Consider the following 24,407-nt stretch of genomic DNA (forward strand, 5'->3'; position numbering starts at 1 on the left):
TTTTTGAGATTTTTTATTTTTGTTTTTCTTCTCAGAAAAACCTCCCTTCCGTCACACCGGATCTCTTACCAGCTCTTTCAGACGGTGGAATTTGATTATAGCACCTGTCCCAAGTTCTTGTCAACGAATATTTACATAAAATATAGGTTGTTTTTACAAGTCCTGGCGAAAAATTTGGAAGCACCAACTCTGGCACTTCCAGGACTATTGGTAGCTAAACGGAGAAAGAGGGATTTGAACCCTCGCGCCGCGTGAACGACCTACACCCTTAGCAGGGGCGCCTCTTCAGCCTCTTGAGTATTTCTCCATAATCTGAATTGCTTCCCACTACCAATATTTTATTGTGCATCTTTACGACGCAAAAGTTATTATACCTAAGCCACTATCGTTTGTCAACTTCTTTATCTAGTGTTTTTTGAGAAAAAAATACTAGATAAAGTAGAGAGCGGAATGCACAGGAAATATACTCCTGTGCACCGCTTCTTTTTCCATTTCTATTGAATAATTTCAAAAGATTCCACCTCATCCAGACCAGCAAACAAATTCACGATCTCTTCCTTACTGTATCTGGCGGGAATCAGTACCTGACAGCGGACCTGAAAAACATTTTTTCCTTTACGTTCCCACTTGAACTGACTTATGGATATATTATAACCATTCAATTCACTACTAATTTTACCAAAGGCATCTTTTTCATTAGACACCAGAAATACAACCCTGGCTCTCGTAGCCTGCTTTACTACCCAAAGATCCTTATGGCATACAGTCTGGATCAGAACAACAAGCAATGTAGTTCCAATGCTGATCGGATACATACCGGCTCCTACAGCCATTCCCACACCTACTGTAACCCAGGCACCAGCCGCTGTGGTAATTCCGCTTACATAGCCCTGCTTTCCAATAAAGATAAGGCCACCACCCAGTATACCAATTCCAGTGATAATACCTGCCGCAACACGGGAAACGTCCCAGGAAGTCCCATCAATCCCAATAACATCCATAAATCCATATTTTGATATGATCATCATCAGTGCCGATGCCAGTGCAATCATAATATGAGTTCTGGTTCCGGCCACTTTGGTACGAAGCTGCCTTTCCAGTCCTATAATACCACCGCACAGACAGGCAAGAATGATCCTGACAAAGAAAGGTAGCTGCTCCATCAGAAAATTACCCATTCGTTACCCCTCCTTTATCCAGATACCTGATTTCTTCTATTATATAATGTGTACATCACAGGTATCAAATCTGACAAAGGCTTCTTCTCCAACCCGATAAATCCTCTTATGCTTGGGGTTAAAGTCTGTGATCTTAACAAGAGTATCTCCTGCCATTACATGGTAATTCTGATATTCACCCATAAAGCAGCTCATCACAACCTTGCAGGGCAGCTGTCCTTCCGGTGCAAGTACAGCTGCTTCCGGCCGCAATACAACAGTGCAGTCACTTCCAACCTCAAAGCTTCCTATATCATCTACCTCTACGTCATGATTATCAATAGACAGCACTCCCTTTTCACCGTCCTTCTGTACAAGCCTGCCTCGCAGGAAGTTCGCTTCTCCGATAAAGTCTGCTACAAACTCATCAGCAGGATGATAGTAAATCTCCTGTGGTGTACCGATCTGTGAAACAACTCCCTTATTCATAATAATGATCTGATCTGAGAGAGCCATGGCTTCACTCTGATCATGAGTAACATAAACCGCTGTAATCCCCACTCTCTGCTGGATATTTCTGATCTCTGTTCTCATGGATACACGAAGCTTGGCATCCAGATTGGAAAGAGGCTCATCAAAAAGCAGAACACTCGGCTCTACTACCAGCGCTCTTGCCAGTGCAACTCTCTGCTGCTGTCCACCGGAAAGCTGGTTTGTCATACGTCCTTCCATGCCACTCAGTTCTACAAGATCCAGGATCTCCATAACCTTGTCATGGATCACCTTTTTATCCAGCTTACGAAGCTTCAGACCATATGCTACATTGTCAAATACATTATAGTGAGGAAACAGTGCATAGCTCTGGAATACCATCGCTGTATCACGTTTGTTGGGCGTCAGTTCATTAATAGGCTGATCTCCCAGATAGATTTCTCCCTCATCCGGGCTCTCAAAGCCGGCAATCATTCGAAGGGTTGTAGTCTTTCCACAGCCGGAAGGTCCAAGCAGGGTAACAAAGCTGCCTGGCTCGATCACCAGATTGGCATCATCCACAGCTTTAAAGTCTTTTCCTGTTTTAGGATCCTGATATATTTTGGAAATATGCTCCAGACGGATTCCTTTGGATTCTTTCAGCATATTATTTTTCCTCCTTTATCTTTTTACTTGTGCCAAAGAACCGGATAAACAGGTTCATCAGCAGAACCGACAGATATACAATAGCGATCAGGATTGTCGCGTAGGCGCATGCCACGCCATAGTAACCTTTTTCTGCGAACTCATTGATCTGACAGGTGATCAGCAGGAACTGCGGCGTTACAAGCAGAATGATCGCACTGATCGCAGTAATGCTGCGCACAAATGATGTTACCAGGCCACTGAAAAACGAATCCTTAATCAGTGGAAGCGTTACTGTTGTAAATACTCTTCCGCTTCCCGCTCCCAGATCATAAGCAGATTCCTCAATGGATTTGTCAATCTGTCTCAGGGCGGAAATACCACTTCTTGTTCCAACAGGAAGACTTCTGACGATAAATACAATGATCAGGATAATTCCGGTTCCATAAATACCACTGAGGACACCTGTATGGAAAATTCCATTTGCATAGCCTCTGATATAGCCAATACCAAGAACCGTTCCGGGAACCGCCATGGCAAGCATAGAAACAAATTCAATAAATCCCTTGGATCTGAATTTTTTCTTTACTACCAGATAGGAAATCACCATGGAAAGCAGGGCTGTGATCGGCGCTGCGATCACCGAAAGCAGGAAGGAATCCTTAAACGCCTTCAGCCCACTGTATTTAAAGAGATAATCAAACCACTTAAAGGTCAGTGAATAATCCCGTCCCCACAGCTTAAACAACGCACCAAAAGGAATCATGATATACATGATGATAACAAACAGTGCTACGAAACAGCAGATCAGTGTAAGAGGAATGGTTACACTCTTATCCTCGATCAGCATTCTTGCTCTGGATGCTTTACCCGTCAATGTAGCTGCTGTCTTTCTTTCCAGATAATATTTCTGGATAAAGAAAAGGATCAGTGTCAGTGAAAGTAATACAACTGACATCGCTGCAGCACCTGTTGAATCATAGGAGCCTGTTACCTGCAGATAGATCGTAGTTGCCAGCGTATCATAATCACCACCGATCAGCATCGGGTTTGCGAAATCCGCAACTGACTCGATAAAGGTTACAAGGAACGCATTTCCAAGACCTGGCAGAAGCAGCGGCAGGGTAACTGTCGTAAATACCTTCATCCGGGAAGCACCGATATCACGGGCAGCTTCTTCCAGCGATGGATCTATATTTTTCAGAAGTCCCTTCAGCATCAGATAACAGACCGGGAAAAAGGTCAGTGTCTGAACGACTACAATTCCTTTTAATCCATATACATTGGAATCATATATGTGAAGGAGCGAACGGGTAATAATTCCACTCCGTCCAAACAACATAATAGTCGATAAGGATAATACAAAAGGCGGTGATACAACCGGAAGCAGTGATACAACATTAAACAGCTTTCCTACTGCTTTGTTTTTTATTTTTACATAAACGTCTACATATGCAAAAAGAAGTCCGATTGCCGTAGAAAGAATTCCTGTCAGAAGTCCCAGCACCAGGGTATTGGAAAACGCAGTCCGGAAACGCTTCATGCTGAGAACTCTCTGGAATACGGAAAGCGTGAGCTTTCCTTCGGTATAAATACTGTCAATCAAAAGAACAAACAACGGATATACAATAAATAATACAAGGAAAATGAGCAGAATACTGATCATTCCTACCATAACCGGATCAGAAAACAGTTTTTTTCGATCCAGTTTTGCACTCTTACTTTGGGCAGCCATCTGTTTTCCCCCTTTCTGATAAAAAGAGGGAGATGGTACAGACACCATCTCCCCTGATTCTGTTAATTACTCGGTCAGGAATCTGCTGCTGTCGGCATTTTCAGAAGAACCGTTTGTTACTGCATTGAAGAAGTCTTCTACATAGGTAGCTGTGTTCTGTTTTGCGTCTTCAAAGTCGTAATCAATCACATTGTCAGGATCAAGTCCGAACTGGGTTGCTTCTTCAGGCTGCTCTGCATTGTCGATAACAAGGAACTGATAGGACTCGTTCTCTTTTGCAATATTTACACAGTCAGGTGATAATGCATATTCAACCCAGAGCTTTGCAGCATTTTCATTCTTGCAGCCCTTAAAGATTGCTGTTGCACCAATTTCATAGCTGGTACCTGATGCAGGGATGATCAGATCGATATTGTCATATCCGGAAAGGATCTGTGTAATGCCATCATGTAAGAAACCGATTGCGATAACGCATTCGCCAGGTCCTACCATCTTGGATGGGCCAGAGCCGCTCTTAGTATACTGATATATATTCTTATCAAGCTCCTTGAAGTACTCCATTGCCTCATCATGACCCTTCATCTGAACCATGGTGTTAATGACCAGCTTTGCTGTACCTGCTGTGGATGGATTGGACATTCCGATCAGCCCCTTATACTCAGGCTTTAATAGATCATCCCAGTCCTTTGGCTCCTCAAGGCCAAGTCTGTCAAGCTCTTCTTTGTTTACCATAAATCCAAGGATACCCTTGTAAATTCCATACCAGTTTCCATCCGGATCCTTGTATGTATCAGAAATCAGATGGGATGCATTCTGTGCCTGATAAGGCTCAAGCAGTCCTGCTGCTACCGCTTCATTATAAGGATCTGTTGTTCCTCCGAACCATACATCTGCGGAAGGATTTCCTGCTTCCTCTTCAATCTTGGTATAAACCTCGCCGGTAGAAAGTCTCTGATAATCTACCTGAATACCATACATTTCTTCAAATTTCTGACATGCTGCTGAAAGATAAGCTTCCTCGCAGGAACCATATACAGTAAGCTTTCCTTCTGCCTTAGCTGCTTCAATCAAAGCATCCATTCCAGAATCACTGCTCTCTGTGGTTTCCTCTGCCGCAGTATCTGTTGTTTCTGCCGCAGCAGTCTCCTGTGTCTCTTCTGCCGGCTTCTCCTCTGTTGCCGCGCTGCCTGAACTTCCGCATGCCATCAGTGACATGGTCATCGCTGCTGTCAGGATTGCGGCCAGCGCCTTTTTGCCCTTTAACTGTTTCATAAATGAATCCTCCTTTTCCGGGAGCTGTTCTTTAGGCCGCTCCCACTTTTGTTCATATGTAACAAAAAATTCATTGATTATATTTATATTATATAAATACTACACAAAACTGTATACTGGACAAAACGCATATCCTTTTAATTATTCTGACATTTTAATCTCTGTATCTGTCCTGATATTCTGACGGGGATACTCCTATCAGCTTTTTAAAGGTGACACTGAAATAAGTGATATCCTTATATCCCACCATTTCCGCCACCTCATAAATCTTATATCTATGATCCTTCAGGAGCTTCTTTGCCGCCCGCATACGACACTGCGTCAGATAAGACAGGAAGGTAAAATCTGTTTCCTTCCTGAATAAATGGCTAAGATGTCCCTCACTGATCGCGAGGCTCTCTGCCACAGACCTGACAGAAATATTGGGATTAGCATAATTCTCATCAATATAAGAGACTGCATCCATGATATATTTGCTCTTATCCCCCTTGATCAGACTGCATTCCGGATTTTTTTCCTCTGTTTCTGTTCTTTCTTTATTCTGCTTCAGGATACGCTCTACTGCATCTTCCAGCTCTCCGTCTGAAAACGGCTTCAGCAGATAATCTGCAGCTCCCAGCTTTACCGCTTGCTGGGCATAGGAAAACTCTCCATAAGCTGTCAGAAAAATAACCACTGCATGATTTCCCTCCTTCCGCAGGCTTTCCACCATTTCAATCCCGCTCTTTTTGGGCATACAGATATCTGTCACGATCACATCCGGGTGATATTTATGTACTGCTTCAATTCCTTCTTCCCCATCTCCGGCCGCACCTGCTACCATACAGTCGATCCGGGACCATTCTGTTCCGTGTACAATCCCTTCCCGTACAAGCTTCTCATCTTCAACTACAACTACTTTATACATCCTTCTCCCCTTTTCTGACCGGCAATGTCATGTAAATACAGGTTCCTGCCCCTTCCTCAGACTCCGTATACAAGCCATAACCATCCCCATAATTCAGCCTTATGATCTCATTGACATTATAATACCCGATACTGTGTCTTTCTTCTCCCATTCTGTGCTGCTCTGAAGTATCTTCCTCGCAGTGATTCAGCTTCCACACCTGTTCCCTGCTCATCCCAACACCGTCATCATGGATCCGGATCTTAAGAATTTCTTCCCCTGTCTGTCTTGCCTGCACCATAACCCTTCCATTTTCTCTTCCTCCAAGACCATGGATGATCGCATTCTCTATAATTGGCTGCAGAATCTGCTTAGGTACCAGAAGAGCTGCCAGTTCATCCGGCAGATCCACAATAAATTCAAATTTATCTGCAAATCGGATTTCCTGAATCTGGACATATGCCTCAGCCAGTTCCACTTCCTTCGCCAGTGGTACCTCCGGGTTTGCAGAAATACTCATCCTAAGGATCTTGGCAAGATCAGCAGATATCGTGGCGATCTCCGGGATCTGATTAGCCTTTCCCAGCCATTTCATGGTATCCAGCGTATTATACAAAAAGTGTGGATTCAACTGTGCCTGCATCATTTTGATCTGTACCTCGCTCAGCTCCCTTTCTCTGGCAAGAAGACGTTCCATGTTATCAGTCAGATGCTCTGCCATCATATTAAAGCTCTCCGAAAGCTGCCCAAGCTCATCCTGACTGTCAACCTTGATCCTTGCTTTGAAATTTCCCTGCCGGATCTCTGCGATCGCATCCTGCATCCTCTTAATCGGCTGATAAATAAAGCTGCTGACCGATTTTGACAAGAAAATACAGATTATAAGCCCAAGAGCTGCTGACATCACTGCTATGGTAAATGCACGGTTTTTTAACTGATTTAATGCCGCAACCGGCTGCTGGTAAAACAGATAAAGACCACTTGTCTCTTCGTAATCTACGTAATAAAAATATTTCTTATCTGCACTCACGCAGGCATTCTGACTGTCGCTGTCAGCAGCCTCGTCCCGGAGCATTTCCCGTCTGATCCGGCGCATTTCATCTTCGTCATAGGAATCCGTTGAGCAGTATACCATCTCCTGGAAGCTGTCCATAGCATAAATAACACCCTGATCCTCGCTGACGAGCCCCCACTTCATATTATCAAAAAGTCCGTCATTTACAGTTGCTACAATATATCCTGTGATTTCTCCCTTTTCTGAACGGACTGCCATAGCTGCTCTAAGAAACTCAACTCTTTTCTCCCCCTCATATAATCTGGCGTTCCGTACAACCACTTTGCCCGGATTCTGTCCTGCTTCATATAATACGCTCCAGTCTAATGGCAGCTTTTCTTTGATATAAGTATTCTCCGTCACAGAAACCAGCTTTTTCCCTTCTGCATCATAAATGGAAAAATAAGCATACTTACTGTATTTGGAGCTGACTGCGTACAGTTCCCGGTATACGGAGGTTCCTGCTCCATCTCCATTTTCCAGATTTTTGCGAATGATTTCTTCCTCTGCCAGCTGGCGGATCCCATCATAAATATTTGAAAAAGCCGAGTCAAAAGACCCGGCTACTGCGTTCAGAATCGTTTCCGCCTCTTGGTTCAGACTTCTCCGGTAGGTAATATTAAACATCTGAAGCATGATAAAGTATCCGATCAGCATCGGAATTCCTGCTGCCAGAAGCATACCGGCAAATGTTTTTTTGCGGAAAGAATAATTCTTCAATATTTTCATCGCTACTCTTCTCTATATGCGGCAATTGCGGTTTCATACAGATTATTTCCTTCAGGATCGATCACTACGATCACCGGAAAATCTTTAACCTCCAGTTTACGGATTGCCTCTGTCCCAAGATCGTCATAAGCAATCACATCAGAGCGTAATATGGACTTTGATAAAAGGGCTCCTGCCCCGCCAACTGCAGCAAAATAAACCGCCTTATTGCGGACAATCGCTTCTTTTACATCCTCGCTTCTCCTGCCCTTTCCGATCATTCCCCGAAGTCCAAGATCAAGCAGCGCAGGCGCATATTTATCCATTCTGCTAGCAGTCGTAGGGCCTGCAGATCCGATAGGTCTTCCTTCCCTGGCGGGAGATGGTCCCATATAATAGATAAGATTATCCTTCAGATCAAACGGCAGGCTCTCTCCTTTTTGCAACGCCTCATACATTCTTTTATGTGCCGCATCTCTTGCAGTATAGATGGTACCTGTAAGATATACGTAATCTCCACTTTTCAGCCCGGATGTTTCCTTTTCCCCAAAGGGAACTGTCATATGTCGTTCCATATCCTGTCCTCTCTTCCCTGTCAGATTTCCCGGACTGCATGTCTGTTTACATGACAGCAGATATTCACTGCTACAGGCAGCCCTGCAATATGTGTGGGAAAAGTATTAATGTTCACGGCCAGTGCAGTGGTACTGCCCCCAAGTCCTCCCGGTCCGATCCCTGTTTTATTGATCTTTTCAAGAAGCTCTTCCTCCATTTCCTTTACATAAGGAATGAGAGAATGCTCATTCACCGGTCTTGTCAGTGCCTGCTTGGCCATCAGTGCACACTTCTCAAAGGTACCACCAATTCCCACGCCAACTACCATAGGCGGGCATGCATTGGGTCCAGCATCCTTTACTGCTGTAAGTATGGCATTTTTCACACCTTCAATTCCATCTGCCGGTTTCAGCATAAAGATCCGGCTCATATTTTCACTCCCAAACCCCTTAGGAGCCAATGTCAATCTGATCTTATCTCCGGATGTAATCGTATAATGGATAACCGCCGGTGTATTATCCTTTGTATTTTCCCTGATCAGTGGATCCTTTACCACAGATTTACGCAGAAACCCTTCTGTATATCCTCTGCGCACACCCTCCTGTATGGCATCTTCCAGAAGACCACCTTCTATATGAACATCCTGTCCAACTTCTGCAAATACCACTGCCATTCCGGTATCCTGACAGATCGGGATCATATCCTCTCCTGCAATCTGCAGATTTTCCTGAAGCTGCTGCAGAATCTGTTTTCCAAGAGGCGCTTTTTCAGACTCTCTTGCCCTGTCCAATGCTTCTGTCATATCTCCTGTCAGAAAGTGGTTGGCTTCAATGCACATTTCCCTGATATTTTCTGTGATCTGTTTGGTCTTTACTGTTCTCAATGGTCTGCTCCGCCTTTCTCTGTCTGTTCCTTCTTTCCAGATTTTCCAGACAGATCATCCAAGAATCTGCTGCTTTACTTCTTCCAGTTCTTCCTGGGACGGACTTCCAGGATTCCAGGAAAGGATATGTCCATCTCCTTCATACCTGGGAATCAGGTGGATATGGAAATGGAATACACTCTGTCCCGACACCTCACCATTATTCTGAACAATGTTAAAGCCATCTGCTTTCAGCTTTTCTGTCATAACAGCTGCCATCTTTTTAGCAACCTTCATGGCTTCTCCGGCAGTCTCTTCAGGTATCTCATAGAGATCTGCATAATGCTCCTTCGGGATCACAAGTGCATGTCCTCTGGTAGCCGGACCAAGATCAAGGATCACGCGGAATTTTTCATCCTCATACAATGTTTTTGACGGGATTTCTCCAGCTGCAATTTTACAGAAAATACAATTATCATTCTTCATATTTCTTTCCTTCCCTCCTGTATTTCACAGGAACCTGTTATCATTATCTGTTGTTACCATATGCTTTACAATTTCTGATCCATAAACTGAAAGATCTGATCCAGTGTACGTAATACTTTAAAATCACCTTTCATTTTCATGAGCCCCCCCATAAAGGCTCTCTGAAATGTCATCCTGCCATGGATAATATCATCTACTGCACTGCGTCCGATCTGAATCTCCACATCTGCACTGTTCACATTCCCGTAATATACCCGGATCTCTGTTCCATTTACTTCAATGATCAGTGGCTTCTTTTTCTCTTCAAGCTGGAGCTTATAAACAGCCTTAAAACCTGCCTGTGGCACAAAATGGCTCTGCAGCTCCCTGCAGTACTCATCCTCTGTATTTTCCTGCTCCTCTGTTCCCATCAGATCCCGGAACAGGCTGGTAAGCTCCTGAATATCCTCCTTTTTCCGCTTTACATAGCTGTCATCTGCTGCATACTGGGAAAGCTGTTCTGTTTCCTGCGGTGTCAGATCTGTATTTCTGGTGCTGGAAACAAGCTGCTTCACAGCCTGGTTACTGGCCGGGAAGCTAGCCATCTTCTGATTTACTGTCCGATAAATATTCTCTGTTTTCTTTTCAATGATACTATTATACTCCTCGTTACCTTCCAGATCTGCAATATCGGCAATATAGCCGCAGAGACCACTGCATGGCTTACCGCCCAGGATTTCCCAGGCATTTTCAAGATTCAGCTTGCCCTCCCGCTCTCCATAGGTCGTAGACATGACCACTGGACACATATAAATGCTGGCAATCTTTTCCTTATCTCCATACAGCCAGCAGGCATCCAGAAACTGCTGCATATAACCGCCAATACCAAACCATTCTATGGTCGTAGCCAGAATGATACCGTCTACTTCCTTTAGGGTCTTAGGCAGCGTAGTGATCGTGTTCTTCAGTTCATACAGGTGGTACCTCTCTACTGTTACATGCAGTTCCTCCAGAACCTCCTGCATTTTGTTGATCACATATAATGTGGGATCATCGATCAGTCCGCGGCCACCATAATAAATTGCTATTTTCATTCTGATTATCCAACCCTTTCGGTTAATGTCTGCCCTGTTTTTTAATTATACCATGGACGCCGGATTATGCAATCTTCTTAACGATATACAAATTTCAGCTTTCCAAGACGAATCTCGTCACCGGGTTCCAGGATCTCAGAAGTATTAGGCGTCAGACGCAGTCCATTCTTGAAAGTCCCATTAGTAGAATTCAGATCTGTCATGCAGATTCTCGTTCCTTCTCTGGTGAACCGGGCATGTACCCGGCTGATGCTCTGATTATCGATCACCATATCCACGCTCCCTGCCAGCTTTCCCACTGTGATCGGCAGCCGGTTCAGGTCAATATGGAATTTATTATCCTTCCCTACTCCGTACAGCTTGTTTTCACTGTTTGCTGTCCATGGAATATAGACGGTATCCCCATATTCCTTCCGCTGACCTTGTACTCTTTCAGAACAGGCCTCTTCATAGATTCCATGTGAAAACATTTCCTCTTCCGTTTCCCGGAATGACAGATTTTCCGTTTCTCTCTTTTGCTTTCTGCCAGAAAGCTTCCTGACTATAACTGTCCCCAATGAAAGAATTATCAGCAGTCCTGCCAGAAAAAATCCTGCGTAACTGAAGACAAGCATTTTTTCCGAAAGCTCATATGTATATGTCAGGTAACCAAGTACCACACTCAGAAAAACCGCACAGACCAGATAGACTTTTGCTGCCTGTGTACTGATCAGTCTCTGAATTGCCGGATTCTCTGCCGGTTCCTGCTCTTCATAACAGGGATATGGTTCTTCCATTTGCATCTCATGTATTTCTTTTTCCGGTTCTGGAACGTTCTCTGGCTGTTCTTCTTCACCAAACCACTCCACGATTTCATCCAGTACAAACTGTTCCTTTTCTGCCAGATCCAGCATATGATATACCGCCTGCAGGGCAGCATTATCTTCTCCGTCCACATGATCTGCCAGAAATTCCAAAAGAGTGATCAGTGTCTGTGCCCCTCTGCTCTCCGAAAAAGGATCATAGACAAAATAAAATTCATCTTTTTCCAACTCTGTAAAGATCATATCCGGTTCTATCAGCAGTCCATCCTCCGGCAGCAGAAAAGAAGCTGTCTCCTCCATCACCATTTTCAAGCTGATGAATAAGCCCTTCAGTTCTTTCATAGTAAGGTGCTTTCCTTCAAACAGGCCTTTCACACTCTGTTTTGATGTGATTTCATAATAAAGCAGCGTTTCCCCGTTAATATACCGGATCTGACAGGGCAGCAGCCCTCTGATCCGGTTTTCCGTGATCATTTTTCTCTGATAGTCATCTCCTGTCATTTCATCCTCACGGATGATCAGATAATTATGACGATAATCCTTATGATAACTGATCTCTCTCATTTACTCTGTCTCACCTTTCGTATTTCTTCCCTGATATTCAATCGTTCCAGCCGTTTGCTTACTGTCAGTGCACCATCATAACCACTGGTACCAATTTCAACATCCCCATATATTCCATCTGTATGGAGCTCATTTTCCTGCTGATCATAAAACGGATAATACTGCAGCCTGTCTGCCAGCGTTTCCCTCAGATAATCCGTATCTGTGCCTTTTTCTGCCATATCTCCATAAATCACTTCCCCGTAAAAGGAGCCATGGTCCGTAAACCTGCTGCCACGCAGTGCCAGAATATAAAGATCCTGGGAGATGACACATCTGTTATAAAGAAAAAAGGCCAGAAGAATCACCAGCAGATGGAGAAACAGTACTATCGGCATTACAAAGGATGCTTCCACCGTCAGATATCCATTTACCTTTTTATTCCACAAGCAGTACCACCTCCAGCGCTCCCAGTAAAAAGGGCAGAAACGGAACCGGTTCTTCCTTTTTCAGGCATATTTTTCCTGTAGTAAAAAGACCGGACAGCATAAAGGCCGTCCCACATACGGCTGCACATTTCCCTGCCCCCAGAAAACAGCCAAGGATAAGAACTGCCAGTCCATCCCCATATCCCACCTGTTCACTGGTAAGATATGCCAGCAAAATCAGGAATAATCCCGGCAGCATCCGGTAAGGCAATTTTCCATCATCTAAGCCTCCTGTCAACGTAAGATATAGCATTCCAAGCAGAAGGCTGCCTGAAAGCTCTGTCAGAGACAGCCTCCTGTCCCGGATATCTTCTGCTGAAAACCAGGCAAGAAACAGCAGTGCCAGACATTCTCCTGCATAATCGTTAATCGTAAATCTGTTCATTACCCATCTCACCCACACTTACTGCAGGCACTCCTGCTGCCAGCCTCTGACTGCGGCACCATGTATACAGTTCTCTGCAATGCGCTGCAGTCGGACTCCCCATGATAGCGGTTTCCCCATGCTGTCAGATAAACAAGACCGCCTTTTACCGGTTTACATCGTTCGCATGCTGTATACTTTTCTCCGGAGCCGTTCCGCATATTTTCTGTTTCCTCTGCAGAAACTGCCTGAACCTTCACCCGCAGATAGGTACACTGATCTGACAGATGGTATCTGGTTCCATTTTCTGTGATATACACATAGCTTTCTGTTCCGCCTTCTGGTTTTCCACAATTCCCGGGAACATATCCGGTAAAACCGTGCCCGAAGATCCCATCTTCTATCTTCAGAGTCCCTATCGGGAGGAAGTAAATAAACGGCTTTATGTCGTAATCTATTTTCACAGATATATTTTCATAAGCATCTGCTTCTGCCTGAACTGTCATTCCCATCTCTCCACCCTTTACGCAAAGATAAGGAAACGGTTCCTGTTCCAGTGTCTCTCTGACCATTTTGCACAAATCTCCTTCCTGTTCACCTGAGCCACCATATTTTTCATAAGCAAGAAAGCACGATTTGCTGATGGCACGGTGCATGGAACTAAAAGCATTATTTTGAAAACGAACCACTTCCATGCCATACAGCAGTGTGCTCATGAAAAACAGAAACAATGGAAGAACCAGACATCCCTCCAGTGCCATTCCCCCTTTCAGGAAAAAAGAGGAAGAGAGAGATGCTCTCCTTTTTTCAGATGTGATGAGAGAAGGGATCTTTGAATTTAGTTTGCATAGTTGTATTCTTTTAAATCTGGAGAGCACCTTTCTCTTCCTCCTTTTCAATAGTATCCATAGGTTCTGTCGATCAGATAGTTTCCACGAACGGATCCTGCTGCCTGGATCTGTGCCCGGAACCGTTCCACACAGCAGTCCATGGCAAATCCGGTATTTCCTGTCAGCATCCGGATATCCATTTCCATGATATCCATCGCCCTATAGTTTCGTTCCTTCTCCGGCAGTACTGAAATCATACCTGCAAGGTACTGCTCATAGCTGATTCCGGAAGATATGTTCTGGCCTCCCTGTATTTCCGCTTCTGCAATCATAGCCGGACGAATCACCCAGCTTTCTTTCCTCAGGCTCACTCTCCCACCTTCCAGCAACACTTTTACCTCTGACAATGCTTCCAGATAAGCACAGGCATACAGAATACTTTCTGTTACAGGCTTCAAAAACGCAGGGTTCAGGGACACTGCCTGTAAGCCTTCTGCAAGTCCTGCCGCCTCTGATACCAGATCACTGTCAGAAAATACAGCCTCTGCATTCACCGCAAAGCGGATCCCTGCCAGCTTCTCCACTACTGCCTGCAGATTTTCATAATCAGACTCCTTTCCCTCTGCTATATACTCAAGCTGATACTTTAGAAGTCCATCTTCCTTCCCATCGCGGTAATTTTCCATCATTTCAAACAGATAAGCTATAAACTGACCGGTATCTGCCTCTTTTTGCCTTTGCAGGTTATTCCTGTCACTGCTATCTCGTCCTGATAGATAATCTTCTTTTCGGATCTTTCCCACCGGAATGCGATCTATAGGTGCCCCAACCAGAAACAGTACATCACTTCCTGTAAATCCATATGCCCTGTCTGCTGGATTTGACAGAGGCACTTCTTCCCACTCTCCCTTATCATTCTGGATCAAAGGCAGCTCCATACCGGCTATCTCTTCCATTAAGGCACACCACGCTCCCATGGCATCTTCCTGCCCTGTACCTAAGATACTGTCACCACTTGATAGTATCTCTGTCTCCTCTCTGTGGATTCCACAGTCTTCTATATATTGCACTGCCTGATTTTTCATAGACCCTCCCTGTCCATCTGCAGCTGTCTGCACATCATTGACCTCTACATTTTTCAATGCAAGATTGCCCCACAGGTCACTGTTCTGAAACAGTGCAATATTTTCCGAAAGATAATACTGCAGCCGCCGTTCCATATTCTGAAGGGAAGGCTTCGCCTCCTGATAAGAAAGATCTACATAGAAAAGCCCATATCTGTCATGTAATGTCTTCTCAAATTCTGCCAGCGCAGAATTCATACTGATATCTGCTATGCACTCCATTCTGAGCCGTTGTCCATTTCTGACGGCAAGCGCCGTCAGTGTCAGAATTACACCGGAAAGAATCGACAGGGAAAGAGACAGAAATACTGTCAGATATCCCTTCATCATGCCAGGATTGCAGAGCTGTCTGCCGCAATCTTTTGAAAAATACTTTCTGTCAGTTCCATGATCTGTGTTTTAAAGATCAGTACCAGACCGATCAGTACCACGATGATCAGGATCATTTCCACCGTTCCCATTCCCCTGTTGTCAAAGCTGCTGCCTGACACTTTTTTCTCATTTACCTCTGTCATTATTTTGTTTTCCATATATAGTTTCCTCCCATCAGATTCATATATTATCCCTTTTTGAAGCTCCCCATCGCCGGCAGCAGGATCAGAAACATGACCACCAGAAGCATGATAAGCATAGGAAATAAAAGCTTCGTCCCCGCTTCCTCCCCGTATTTTCTTGCCCGGTATCTCTGCTCCAAAAGCACTGTCTCTGCTTCTTCTGCAAGAAGTGACAGCAGCTTCTCATTTCCCTGCCTCAGATTTGCTGCCAGAATAAAGGAAAGTCTGCTACACTCTCTTTCCCTGCATCTTCTTCCAAAGCTCCTGTAAACCTCTGTTTCTGCTTTTCCATTCTGAAAAGCGAAGCCAGCCAGTACAACCTCCTCATAAAGATATTGTCTTTTTCCTCCTCCCCTGCACTTTCTCTCATACTCTCTTCCGATCCGGATAAAGGCAGCTCTTGGTGTCATGCCTGCCCCGATCAAAAGCTGCAGCTTTGATACAAACTGCGGATATGCTCTTCTGATCTCCTTTTCTCTTTTTCTTTCTTTTTCGTAAAGCTTCCTGTCCAGTGAAAATGAAAGCAGAATCATCCCCATGACCAGAAAAGGAATCACAATGAATATTGTTTTGTCTAATTCTTCCTGCCAACAGATGGGCTGGCCATCCATTTCTTCCGGAAGCCATATTTCCTTCTCTTCAGGGTTTTCTCTGTCAGTTTTTAAGAGCAGCTCCTGCAATTCCTTCCGGTAAGCCTCCTCTTCAGTCATTCTCTCTGGATATACCCACAGCGGTATTTCTTCTGTAAAGGAGCTTTCTTCATAGGAAAGACTGGCATAGAGGCTGACAGACAGTCCATCCTCCGGGATCTCCTCTGCGGTAATTTCACCCCGGCTGTTTATAATCTGAGCATTACTGCTTTCCCATGAAATCTGAAAGGGCAGCCCATCCAGATACCCCGGAAGCAGCAGCCTGTGAGTAACCCGCTTAAGACTTCCGTTTCCATTCAGGATCTCTGATGTCAGCCTTTGCACTGCTTCTGTTTTCAGCGCTTCCAGCTCTTCCTGCGTCAGCCTTCTCTCCGTAACAGTAAGGACCATCCGTTCTTTTCCATATATACCGTTCCCCTGCAGGATAACCTCATAGGATCCTTCATTCCATTCCTTCCGCTGCAGTGTTCCCTCTTCTGACAGATTCCTTTTTTCTTCTCTGCTGATACAAAGAAGAAGAATGACTACTATACAAGCTGCTCCCATAAGGATCAGCAACCGCCGTTTTCTGCGATAAAATGACTCATATTTCTGTTCTGCCTTTTCCCGCGGAAACAGCTGCGAAAAAAGGAACATTCTCTGTTTATCTATCACCTATACTTCCACCTCCACCAGCCGGCAGCTCAGGAAATAAGCAAACAGATAAAGAGAAAGACATCCTGTCATTAATATATTCCCGGCTGCACTGCTGTAGCAGGCATCAAAATATCCGGGCGATGTAACCGTAATATACAGAATGATGAGAAACGGCATTCCATTCATAATTTTCTGTTCCAGTATCCTGGCACTAAGCATTACAGCAATCTCCTTTTTCGTTTCTGCCCTGCCCTCGATCACACCACAGACCTGCTCCATGACCGACACCATATTGCCGCCGCTTTCCTTCGCTACCGAAAACACCTCTGCAAAGTCAGTGATCTCTTCTATCTGACAGATTTTCCCAATCTCCTGCCACAATCCGGAAAGGCTTCTGTTATTCTGAAGCCCTGTCTTTAAAAGTCCCAGTATCCTGCAGATCTCACTTTCCTCTCCGAAAAGCTCCGCCATATCCTCCCTGCCTTTCAAAAAAGCATTTTCTGCTGAATATCCCGCTTTCAGGGAAGCTACTGTAAGCTGCAGTAGTTCCTTAAACTGCTGTAACAGGTCATCCTTCTTCTTTCCAAGCAAAAGTCTCCTCTCCCGGCAGTAATACATAATCCCGACAGGCAGCAGGAGCATGGCTGCTCCTGCTCTCCGGTAAAAGCAGTATGTCAGCAGTACCACAGCTGCCACACTCTTTCCAATCAGGATCCAATGTTCCTTTGCTGAAATCCGGTAAAAGCCATCAGACGCAGATCCCGGCTGCCCGGAGCTTTTCTTTCTGCATAAGCTCTCCCACCTTTTCCAGTTCACCAATGATCCTGCCCTCTCTTTCTGCCACCTCCCGAAACCGGTAAAGGCTCCGGAACTGAATTTCTCCTTCTGTAAAAGGAAGCGGCTCCGCAATCTCCAGCACCCGTCTTGTCCCATCCCGGAGCCTCCCAAGATGCACCATCAGATCAAATCCTGCACTGATCTGCCGCCGAACCGCCGGAATGGGAATCTCCATCCCCATCAGTACCAGTGTCTCCAGCCTGCTGACCACATCCCTGATGCTATTGGCATGTATCGTTGTCATCCCACAGTGTCCTACATTCACACTCTGCAGCATATCGATCGCCTCCTTCCCTCTTACTTCTCCAACAATCAAGCGTGTTGGACGCATTCTTAAAGATGTACGGATCAGATCCCGGATGGTGATCTCCTGGCAGCCTTCCACACTGGCCACCCTTGTTTCCAGCCTTACCAGATTTGGCAGTCCCTGAAGCTGCAGCTCCGCAGAATCTTCAATGGTGATCACTCTTTCTTCTGGCGGAATAAACGCCGACAGGGCATTAAGTGCAGTTGTCTTCCCACTTCCGGTACCACCGCTTACCAGGATGTTATATCCGGCTTTTACAAGAGATTCCAGAAGCTCTGCTGCTTCCCGGCTGATTGAAGAAAACCGGATCAGCTGTTCCATGGTTATAGGTTTCCCAGGGAAACGTCTTATAGTGAGTACCGGGCCATTTAATGCCACCGGTGGCAGCACGACATTGACTCTGGATCCGTCCTTAAGCCGCCCATCCATGATCGGCCTGGCTTCATTTACCGTCCGGTTACATCCGGCTGCTATCTGCCAGATCACATGACAGAGCTTTTCTTCCGTTTCAAAGCGTACCGGGATCTGTAATAATCTTCCTCCCTTTTCGATGAAAACAGGGTCTGTCCCATTGACCATGATCTCTGTAATTTCAGGATCCTCCAGAAGCTCCTGCAGCTTACCCAGCTCCCTGATCGCATGATAAATATTTTTCCGCAGGATCGTCATGGAAGAAAGCTCCAGATGTCTTCTTTTTCCCTCTCTCAGAATCTCTGTATCAATCAGTTCACAGACCTCCTCTTCCTTCAGATCCTGCGTCAGATCCATCCGGTTTATGATCTCCTCCTCTACAAGTACCAGTTCATCAGTCCTCATGTTCCTCCTTTCTAAGAAGCTCCGGAAAAACCTCCTTTCGGATATAGGCTGCAAGGTCTCCATATGTCAGTTCCCCAAAATGCATGGGCAGCTTACGGAACAGCGGCAGCATCCATTTCCTCGTTTTTCCTGTGATCTCCTTGTACTTCATTGTTTCCAGTGCCATTTCATACTGACTTGTTTTCGCTTCAGCCAGTGCATCCTCCCTCACAATGGTATAGATCAGATCACAGTTTTTCAGCACCTCCCACAGATCCATTAGACAATCCGACAGATCCAGGATCAGATATTCGTAATCCGTGATCTTCTCGATCTCCTGGAATAGATCGATCCAGTCTGTTCCCCGGATTCCTGACAGGCTTTGATATACATCCGCAGGCGGAATAAAATCCAGTCCTCCTACGCATTCTGTCAGGCTTTTCAGCTGATAAAACAGCTTTTCCCTGGCGCAGCTGAAATAATAGGTCAAATCCGAAAGATCTCCCTCAAATTCCCGGTTCAGCATTTTCCCAAGCCCTGAATATGCCTCAAAATTCAGATAAAGCGTCCTATACTTCCGGGCAAGCATCTGCCCCAGCGTCAATGAGAATGTCGTCTGCAGGCAGCGTCCTACCGGAGTATAAATCCCTATGATCTTCATTTTTCCTCTGCGGCAGGCAGTTACGGCAATTTCCTTTCCATTTCCCCCTGAATACTGCTCCATAACCTCCCGGAGCACCCTGTCGCAGGACTGATATTTATTTACATGATAAAGTGCCTGATTTAAATTGGTTCCATTTTCGCTCAAGATGATAATATGTGGAATTTCCAGAGCTTCGATCTTCTTTTGATATGCGTTCTCTGATACGAGCAAGCATTCTACTTTTTCTTTTTCCAGAAAAGAATAGAATTTGTCATCCCGTGTAAAGACATGGACTTCAAATGGGACATTCCCCTTTGTTGTGATAAAGTCCATAAGGCGATAGGCATAGTTTTCCTCACTATCAAGAATCGCAAGGATTCTTCTGTTCAATGGTATACATTACCCCTTTCTGTAATACTCCTTGTGTGATTATCAAGTTACGTTTGAAACATTTGTTGAATGTTGGAAAGAAGCTTTCCTGTGATCTTCCGGAAAATAACTCTGTTGATCGTTTTGATTCTAGAAAATAAACAACTGCTGTTTGTTTATAGGTCGAATTATATAGAATAAAATTTCGTTTGTAAATAGGTTTCTCAAAAAAATACAAACTTTGGTACATACTTACAAAGAATACCGCTGTATGAAACAGCGGTATTCGAAAACTTCTGATAAATACTGGCGATTCTGGTGTTGTAATTTTTACTAAACAGCCTTCTTATCTGTTAGAGGTATTTTTTGAATTCCGGTACCTGAATAACAGCTCCACCTTCCATTGCAGACTGATGTGCACATATTCCTGTTCCTGTCCAGTAAGCTCCTACAATATCATCTACTACAGGCTTTCTGTCCTCTATAATAGCACGTACAAATTCATGTATCATATGAGGATGGGAACCTCCATGACCACCTCCCTGCTTAAATGACAGATGAGTATTTTCATCATTATATACTGTCTCTGTCGTAAATCCAGCAATACTGTCCGGCAGTCTATATCCATAATCCGGAACCTTTATTCTTTCCTCGACAATTTCTCCACCTCTGTTATATCTGCCAGGATCACCATCGATATCCAGCATTTCCTGCTGGATATCTCCGGTCCGAGTATAAATAACCGGATCCTCAGAAGCCAGCTGCTGCCATTCAAAGCTCATATCTCTGCCGTATATTCTGAAGCATTCTGAATAGCTTCTGGCAACTCCATAAAGAAAGCGTTCCATTTCTATCGCAACATCACTGTGTTCCATTGTCACAAATGCGGCCTCGAATGCAAACGGAGAATGGTATTGTGATACCAGCTCGTCCCTGATCCTTCCTGATCCTTTTGCATACACTTCTTTTGGATAATCATTCAGCAGCATAAGACAAGTGCCTATCGCATGAGTCGGATGCATCAGAGGCGGAAAGCCCTCCCAGTATGAAGGCCAGCCTTCCATATCCTGATAATGCGCACATGTCATATACTGTATCTTACCGAACTTTCCACGATCCAGCAAATCCTTCACATAGAAATATTCTCTCCCAAATACAGTTGTTTCCATAAACATGTACTGCTTTTTACTTTCTATCCTGGCCTTAATGACATCTTCCAGTTCCTGAATGCTCATGCCCATTGGAATTGTACATCCACAATGCTTTCCGGCTCTTAAAGCCTTTACTGAAAAATCCGCATGTGTAGAAGGCGGTGTAACAATATGGATTGCATCTATCTCATCATCCCGAAGCATTTCATCATAGCTGTCATAGCAATCCTTACTGTTGATTCCAAATTTCTCCTGGGCTATTTTGATCAGTTCCGGATTTGTATCAGCAATTGCTATTTCATATACATCCGGGTGTTTTAAATATATCGGTATAAACTCCATTCCAAAGCTTATTCCTACCATTCCGACTTTAATCTTATTATTAATCATAGCCATTCACCTGTTAATCAAAAAGTGGCATTTCCTGTGGATATTTCCCCATAAAACCGGGTCTGCCAACTAAATCCTTTGTTCGTTCTGAAGCATCCATCAGTCCCGGAAGCGCACTTTCCGGCTTATCTAAATAAAAATATGTACAGCATGACCAGTCGTCTTCTCTTTCAAACAAAAGAGGTCTTCCATCCAGCATCGGAATATTGGTAAAGTCCACAGCCTCTCCATCCACAGAGATCACCTGATTATCTGCCATCTGGTTCTTATACAGTAGCTGTGCATGATGGAAATAGTCATCTCTATCAACGCCTCCTATCTGCTGTATAGTTGCTCTGAAATTGCTGTTAAAGTAAATCGGATCCGGAACATGGAAACGATAAAAGCATAATTCCATATTTGTCTTATCATATACCGGGCAGCCGCAGTACAGATCATAATAGTAATCTTGTCCCCAGGCTGTTCCAATATAATCTTCCACTCCAGTACCACATATAGTAGGGAAATCTGTATCACCATCAATATATGCTTTGAATTCACCCTCTCCCCACCATGTATCAGAATATAATTTCGTATTACACCGAACTCCCATATTCGTACCTAAATATCGTCCTTTTCCTTCAACATAAGGAAGTAACTCGAAATCTTTTTTCAAATGCGTAAGATTCTCCCGGTTGAAGAAAGCGTGAAAATACATGGTATCTTCCGAGAACTTATCCCCCAATGTATAATCTATATCATAATAAAAGTGTTTAATAGGTGATGAAGATTCATTTGTAATCACAATTTTCATACCCGTTTTAAATGGCATTGGAATATATGTGCTGAAGCTGCGTCCTTCAGGATTGGAAAACAGTGCATTTTTAAATGTTGCAACCTTTCCCAGTCCTACACAGAAGAAGTCTCCAAAAGGTACATCTACTGCCGGCTTATCACAATTGTCCCAAAACATCTCAAGCCTCAGTCCTCTTAAGGTATCCGGTGTCTGATCATTGATCGTAATCCAAATACGACGGATAATGCCGCTTGTATTTTCTGCATGTGCTAAAACCCTGCTCTCTCCGGTATTCAATGTAAACCAGGGAGCTCCTTTTCTGCCATTCCTGGCTGTACCTCCTGCGCCTTTTGCGCCATCCGGATTTTCATGGCTTGCCCATCTGGACACAACTCCTTCTTGAAATTTAAACATTTCATTTCCTAACATATAACTTTCCTCCTTTATTTTATTAATACATTTTTAGTCCTTCATTCCAGTCGTCTTAATTCCTTCAAGATAATATCTCTGAAGCACTCCAAAAATTAAAACAGTTGGTATAATTGCAACTACCGATGCCGCCAGAATCTGATTCCACGAAATTCTCAAGGATCCCATCAGTGTTGCAATCTGTATCTGAATCGTATATTTACTTTTGTCCTGAGCAACAATGGTAGACCACAAATATGAATTCCAGTTAGTAACAAAAAACGAAACTCCCAAGGTAATAAACATAGGTTTTGCGAGCGGAACATATATTTTCCTGAATGTCTGGAAAATTGAACATCCATCAATTCTTGCTGACTCATACAAGGAATCCGGCATCTCCACAAAATACTGTCTGAAGAGGAAAACACCGTATGCATGAGGCACCATAGGAAGTATCATGCCCCAAAGCGAGTTTACAAGACCTAAGCTTTTGATTATAAAAAATAATGGAATTATAATTACCGGGAAGGGAATCATCATCGTACTGAGCACCCACATAAAAGCTGCTTTTTTCCCAGGAAATCTTAATCTTGCAAAGGCAAAGGCAGCCATGGAATGTACTAAAAGTGCCAAAATCGTCACCATTGTTGCTACAAATAACGAATTTTTAATTCCCGTAAAAACATCCAGCGTTGTAAACACCTGTTTAAATGCATCAAAGCTGACATGTTTTGGGATAATCCGATAATCAAATACCTCTGTGTCTATTTTAAGTGAACTGCTTATAAGCAGAATAATCGGAAAAAGTGCAAAAGCTAAAAATACACAACCGACAACAATTTTTATTAATAATATTCCGTATTTTTTCACTCTAATCACCTACTTAAACTTTAACAGCTTCATCTGTATAACAGTAACCAGCATAATGATTAACGACAATGTTACAGCAATAGTAGAGGCATACCCAAATCTGTATTGTTCAAACGCAAGCTCGAAAATATAATATACTGTTACCTGTGTTGTCTTTCCAGGTCCTCCGGAGGTCATAACTCTGACCTGGTCAAATGCCTGAAAGGATGCAACCAACGATGTAATCAACACAAAAATAGTCGTTCCCTTAATAGACGGAAGTGTTATCCTGAAAAATCTCTGAACCGCATTTGCACCATCTATCTTCGCAGCTTCATAGTATTCACTGGGTACATCCTTTAATGCTGATAAAAATATGATCATATTGTAACCAAATACAATCCATATCCCTACAATTGCAACACATATCAATGCCTGCGTACGGGACCCCAGAAAAAGCTGCCTTCCAATTCCTAATTCTTCCAATATTTTATTAATATATCCGTTTCTGGAATTAAATAAAAACGTCCATAACGTTGCGGCAACAATTGTCGAAACTGTATTTGGCAGATATATTGCTATCCTACACATTTGTTGACGCTTATTCCCTTTGATCGAATTCACGAAAACTGCTGCTGCCAATGAAAGAACATAAACCGCCAGAACATATATAACAGCATATTTTCCGGTAACCACTAAACTATTTTTGAAGGTGGAATCCTTGATCATCCTCAGATAATTAGCAATTCCAACAAAGGTCTTAGTTCCCAGTGCATTCCAGTCATACAGACTTATATAAAACGCATATACTATTGGTATAAAAATGAAGATCAACATCAAAATCATTTCCGGTGCAATCATCAGGTAAGAAATCAATGTTTCCCGCTTTATATGCTTTCGTTTCTTTTTCACATTAACTCAGGCCTCCTTTACCTTACTGTTTGTTTGCTGCAGGATAAGATAAATACCCTGCAGCAGGCAAACAGT

General features: G+C 43.8%; 25 protein-coding genes and 1 tRNA gene. 1 reads left to right on the plus strand and 25 read right to left on the minus strand.

The window, feature by feature from the left end:
- The coding region (locus WJQ40_RS00890; protein WP_337537601.1) for a hypothetical protein at positions 1–255 on the plus strand (255 nt) is incomplete at its 5' end.
- On the opposite strand, the gene WJQ40_RS00895 is transcribed toward WJQ40_RS00890, so the two are convergent.
- From WJQ40_RS00895 to WJQ40_RS01015, 25 genes are all read right to left on the minus strand, one after another.
- A tRNA-Ser gene (locus WJQ40_RS00895) sits at positions 220–307 on the minus strand. The two genes, WJQ40_RS00890 and WJQ40_RS00895, sit on opposite strands and share 36 nt — an antisense overlap.
- A 187-nt stretch (positions 308–494) precedes the next feature.
- On the minus strand, positions 495–1,178 hold the full coding sequence (locus tag WJQ40_RS00900; protein ID WP_337537602.1) for an MgtC/SapB family protein: 684 nt from the start codon (positions 1,176–1,178) through the stop codon (positions 495–497).
- 39 nt (positions 1,179–1,217) lie between these two features.
- Entirely contained in the window at positions 1,218–2,294 is a 1,077-nt protein-coding gene (locus WJQ40_RS00905; protein ID WP_118799491.1) for an ABC transporter ATP-binding protein, read from the minus strand.
- A gap of 1 nt (position 2,295) precedes the next feature.
- The gene (locus WJQ40_RS00910; RefSeq protein ID WP_337537603.1) at positions 2,296–4,008 is read right to left on the minus strand and encodes an iron ABC transporter permease; all 1,713 of its coding nucleotides are present in this window, start codon (positions 4,006–4,008) and stop codon (positions 2,296–2,298) included.
- Between the two features lie 66 nt (positions 4,009–4,074).
- Positions 4,075–5,280: an ABC transporter substrate-binding protein gene (locus WJQ40_RS00915; protein WP_262574170.1), complete on the minus strand. Its 1,206-nt coding sequence runs from the start codon at positions 5,278–5,280 to the stop codon at positions 4,075–4,077.
- 154 nt (positions 5,281–5,434) lie between these two features.
- On the minus strand, positions 5,435–6,187 hold the full coding sequence (locus WJQ40_RS00920) for a response regulator (protein WP_118799496.1): 753 nt from the start codon (positions 6,185–6,187) through the stop codon (positions 5,435–5,437).
- Positions 6,180–7,949 carry a sensor histidine kinase gene (locus tag WJQ40_RS00925; RefSeq protein WP_337537604.1) on the minus strand — a complete coding sequence of 590 codons (1,770 nt, stop codon included), beginning with the start codon at positions 7,947–7,949 and terminating at the stop codon, positions 6,180–6,182. The genes WJQ40_RS00920 and WJQ40_RS00925 overlap by 8 nt, the downstream gene beginning before the upstream one ends.
- 2 nt (positions 7,950–7,951) lie before the next feature.
- On the minus strand, positions 7,952–8,503 hold the full coding sequence (locus tag WJQ40_RS00930; protein ID WP_337537605.1) for a Fe-S-containing hydro-lyase: 552 nt from the start codon (positions 8,501–8,503) through the stop codon (positions 7,952–7,954).
- Between the two features lie 20 nt (positions 8,504–8,523).
- A complete protein-coding gene (locus WJQ40_RS00935) occupies positions 8,524–9,366 on the minus strand; it encodes a fumarate hydratase (protein ID WP_331488788.1) in 843 nt (280 codons plus the stop codon).
- 54 nt (positions 9,367–9,420) lie between these two features.
- Complete coding sequence (locus WJQ40_RS00940) at positions 9,421–9,831, minus strand: HIT family protein (RefSeq protein WP_262574174.1); 411 nt, start codon at positions 9,829–9,831, stop codon at positions 9,421–9,423.
- Between the two features lie 65 nt (positions 9,832–9,896).
- A complete protein-coding gene (locus WJQ40_RS00945) occupies positions 9,897–10,904 on the minus strand; it encodes an SCP2 sterol-binding domain-containing protein (RefSeq protein ID WP_118799506.1) in 1,008 nt (335 codons plus the stop codon).
- A 77-nt stretch (positions 10,905–10,981) separates the two neighbouring features.
- The gene (locus WJQ40_RS00950) at positions 10,982–12,271 is read right to left on the minus strand and encodes a DUF6382 domain-containing protein (RefSeq protein WP_337537606.1); all 1,290 of its coding nucleotides are present in this window, start codon (positions 12,269–12,271) and stop codon (positions 10,982–10,984) included.
- Positions 12,268–12,699 carry a hypothetical protein gene (locus tag WJQ40_RS00955; protein ID WP_337537607.1) on the minus strand — a complete coding sequence of 144 codons (432 nt, stop codon included), beginning with the start codon at positions 12,697–12,699 and terminating at the stop codon, positions 12,268–12,270. Before WJQ40_RS00955 ends, WJQ40_RS00950 begins: the two co-directional genes overlap by 4 nt.
- Positions 12,689–13,123 (minus strand): hypothetical protein, encoded by a 435-nt coding sequence (locus WJQ40_RS00960; protein WP_337537608.1) that lies wholly within the window; start codon positions 13,121–13,123, stop codon positions 12,689–12,691. Before WJQ40_RS00960 ends, WJQ40_RS00955 begins: the two co-directional genes overlap by 11 nt.
- Before the next feature lie 8 nt (positions 13,124–13,131).
- Complete coding sequence (locus WJQ40_RS00965) at positions 13,132–13,863, minus strand: hypothetical protein (RefSeq protein WP_337537609.1); 732 nt, start codon at positions 13,861–13,863, stop codon at positions 13,132–13,134.
- Between the two features lie 134 nt (positions 13,864–13,997).
- Complete coding sequence (locus WJQ40_RS00970; protein ID WP_337537610.1) at positions 13,998–15,386, minus strand: DUF5702 domain-containing protein; 1,389 nt, start codon at positions 15,384–15,386, stop codon at positions 13,998–14,000.
- Positions 15,383–15,571 carry a Flp1 family type IVb pilin gene (locus tag WJQ40_RS00975; RefSeq protein WP_262574487.1) on the minus strand — a complete coding sequence of 63 codons (189 nt, stop codon included), beginning with the start codon at positions 15,569–15,571 and terminating at the stop codon, positions 15,383–15,385. The genes WJQ40_RS00970 and WJQ40_RS00975 overlap by 4 nt, the downstream gene beginning before the upstream one ends.
- 44 nt (positions 15,572–15,615) lie before the next feature.
- Complete coding sequence (locus WJQ40_RS00980; protein WP_337537611.1) at positions 15,616–16,914, minus strand: immunoglobulin-like domain-containing protein; 1,299 nt, start codon at positions 16,912–16,914, stop codon at positions 15,616–15,618.
- On the minus strand, positions 16,915–17,712 hold the full coding sequence (locus WJQ40_RS00985) for a hypothetical protein (RefSeq protein ID WP_337537612.1): 798 nt from the start codon (positions 17,710–17,712) through the stop codon (positions 16,915–16,917). It abuts the gene before it with no gap.
- A complete protein-coding gene (locus tag WJQ40_RS00990) occupies positions 17,645–18,856 on the minus strand; it encodes a CpaF family protein (protein ID WP_337537613.1) in 1,212 nt (403 codons plus the stop codon). Before WJQ40_RS00990 ends, WJQ40_RS00985 begins: the two co-directional genes overlap by 68 nt.
- On the minus strand, positions 18,846–19,868 hold the full coding sequence (locus tag WJQ40_RS00995) for a hypothetical protein (protein ID WP_337537614.1): 1,023 nt from the start codon (positions 19,866–19,868) through the stop codon (positions 18,846–18,848). The genes WJQ40_RS00990 and WJQ40_RS00995 overlap by 11 nt, the downstream gene beginning before the upstream one ends.
- Positions 19,869–20,200: 332 nt before the next feature.
- Positions 20,201–21,388, minus strand: a complete 1,188-nt coding sequence (locus WJQ40_RS01000) for a Gfo/Idh/MocA family oxidoreductase (protein ID WP_337537615.1) — start codon at positions 21,386–21,388, stop codon at positions 20,201–20,203.
- A gap of 13 nt (positions 21,389–21,401) precedes the next feature.
- A complete protein-coding gene (locus tag WJQ40_RS01005) occupies positions 21,402–22,592 on the minus strand; it encodes a glycoside hydrolase family 172 protein (protein ID WP_337537616.1) in 1,191 nt (396 codons plus the stop codon).
- A gap of 33 nt (positions 22,593–22,625) precedes the next feature.
- The gene (locus WJQ40_RS01010; RefSeq protein ID WP_262574194.1) at positions 22,626–23,441 is read right to left on the minus strand and encodes a carbohydrate ABC transporter permease; all 816 of its coding nucleotides are present in this window, start codon (positions 23,439–23,441) and stop codon (positions 22,626–22,628) included.
- Between the two features lie 9 nt (positions 23,442–23,450).
- Positions 23,451–24,332 carry a sugar ABC transporter permease gene (locus tag WJQ40_RS01015; protein WP_262574196.1) on the minus strand — a complete coding sequence of 294 codons (882 nt, stop codon included), beginning with the start codon at positions 24,330–24,332 and terminating at the stop codon, positions 23,451–23,453.
- Positions 24,333–24,407: the final 75 nt, after the last annotated feature.

The sequence above is a fragment of the Suilimivivens sp. genome, from assembly GCF_037359455.1.
In the GTDB taxonomy this organism is placed as follows: domain Bacteria; phylum Bacillota; class Clostridia; order Lachnospirales; family Lachnospiraceae; genus Suilimivivens; species Suilimivivens aceti.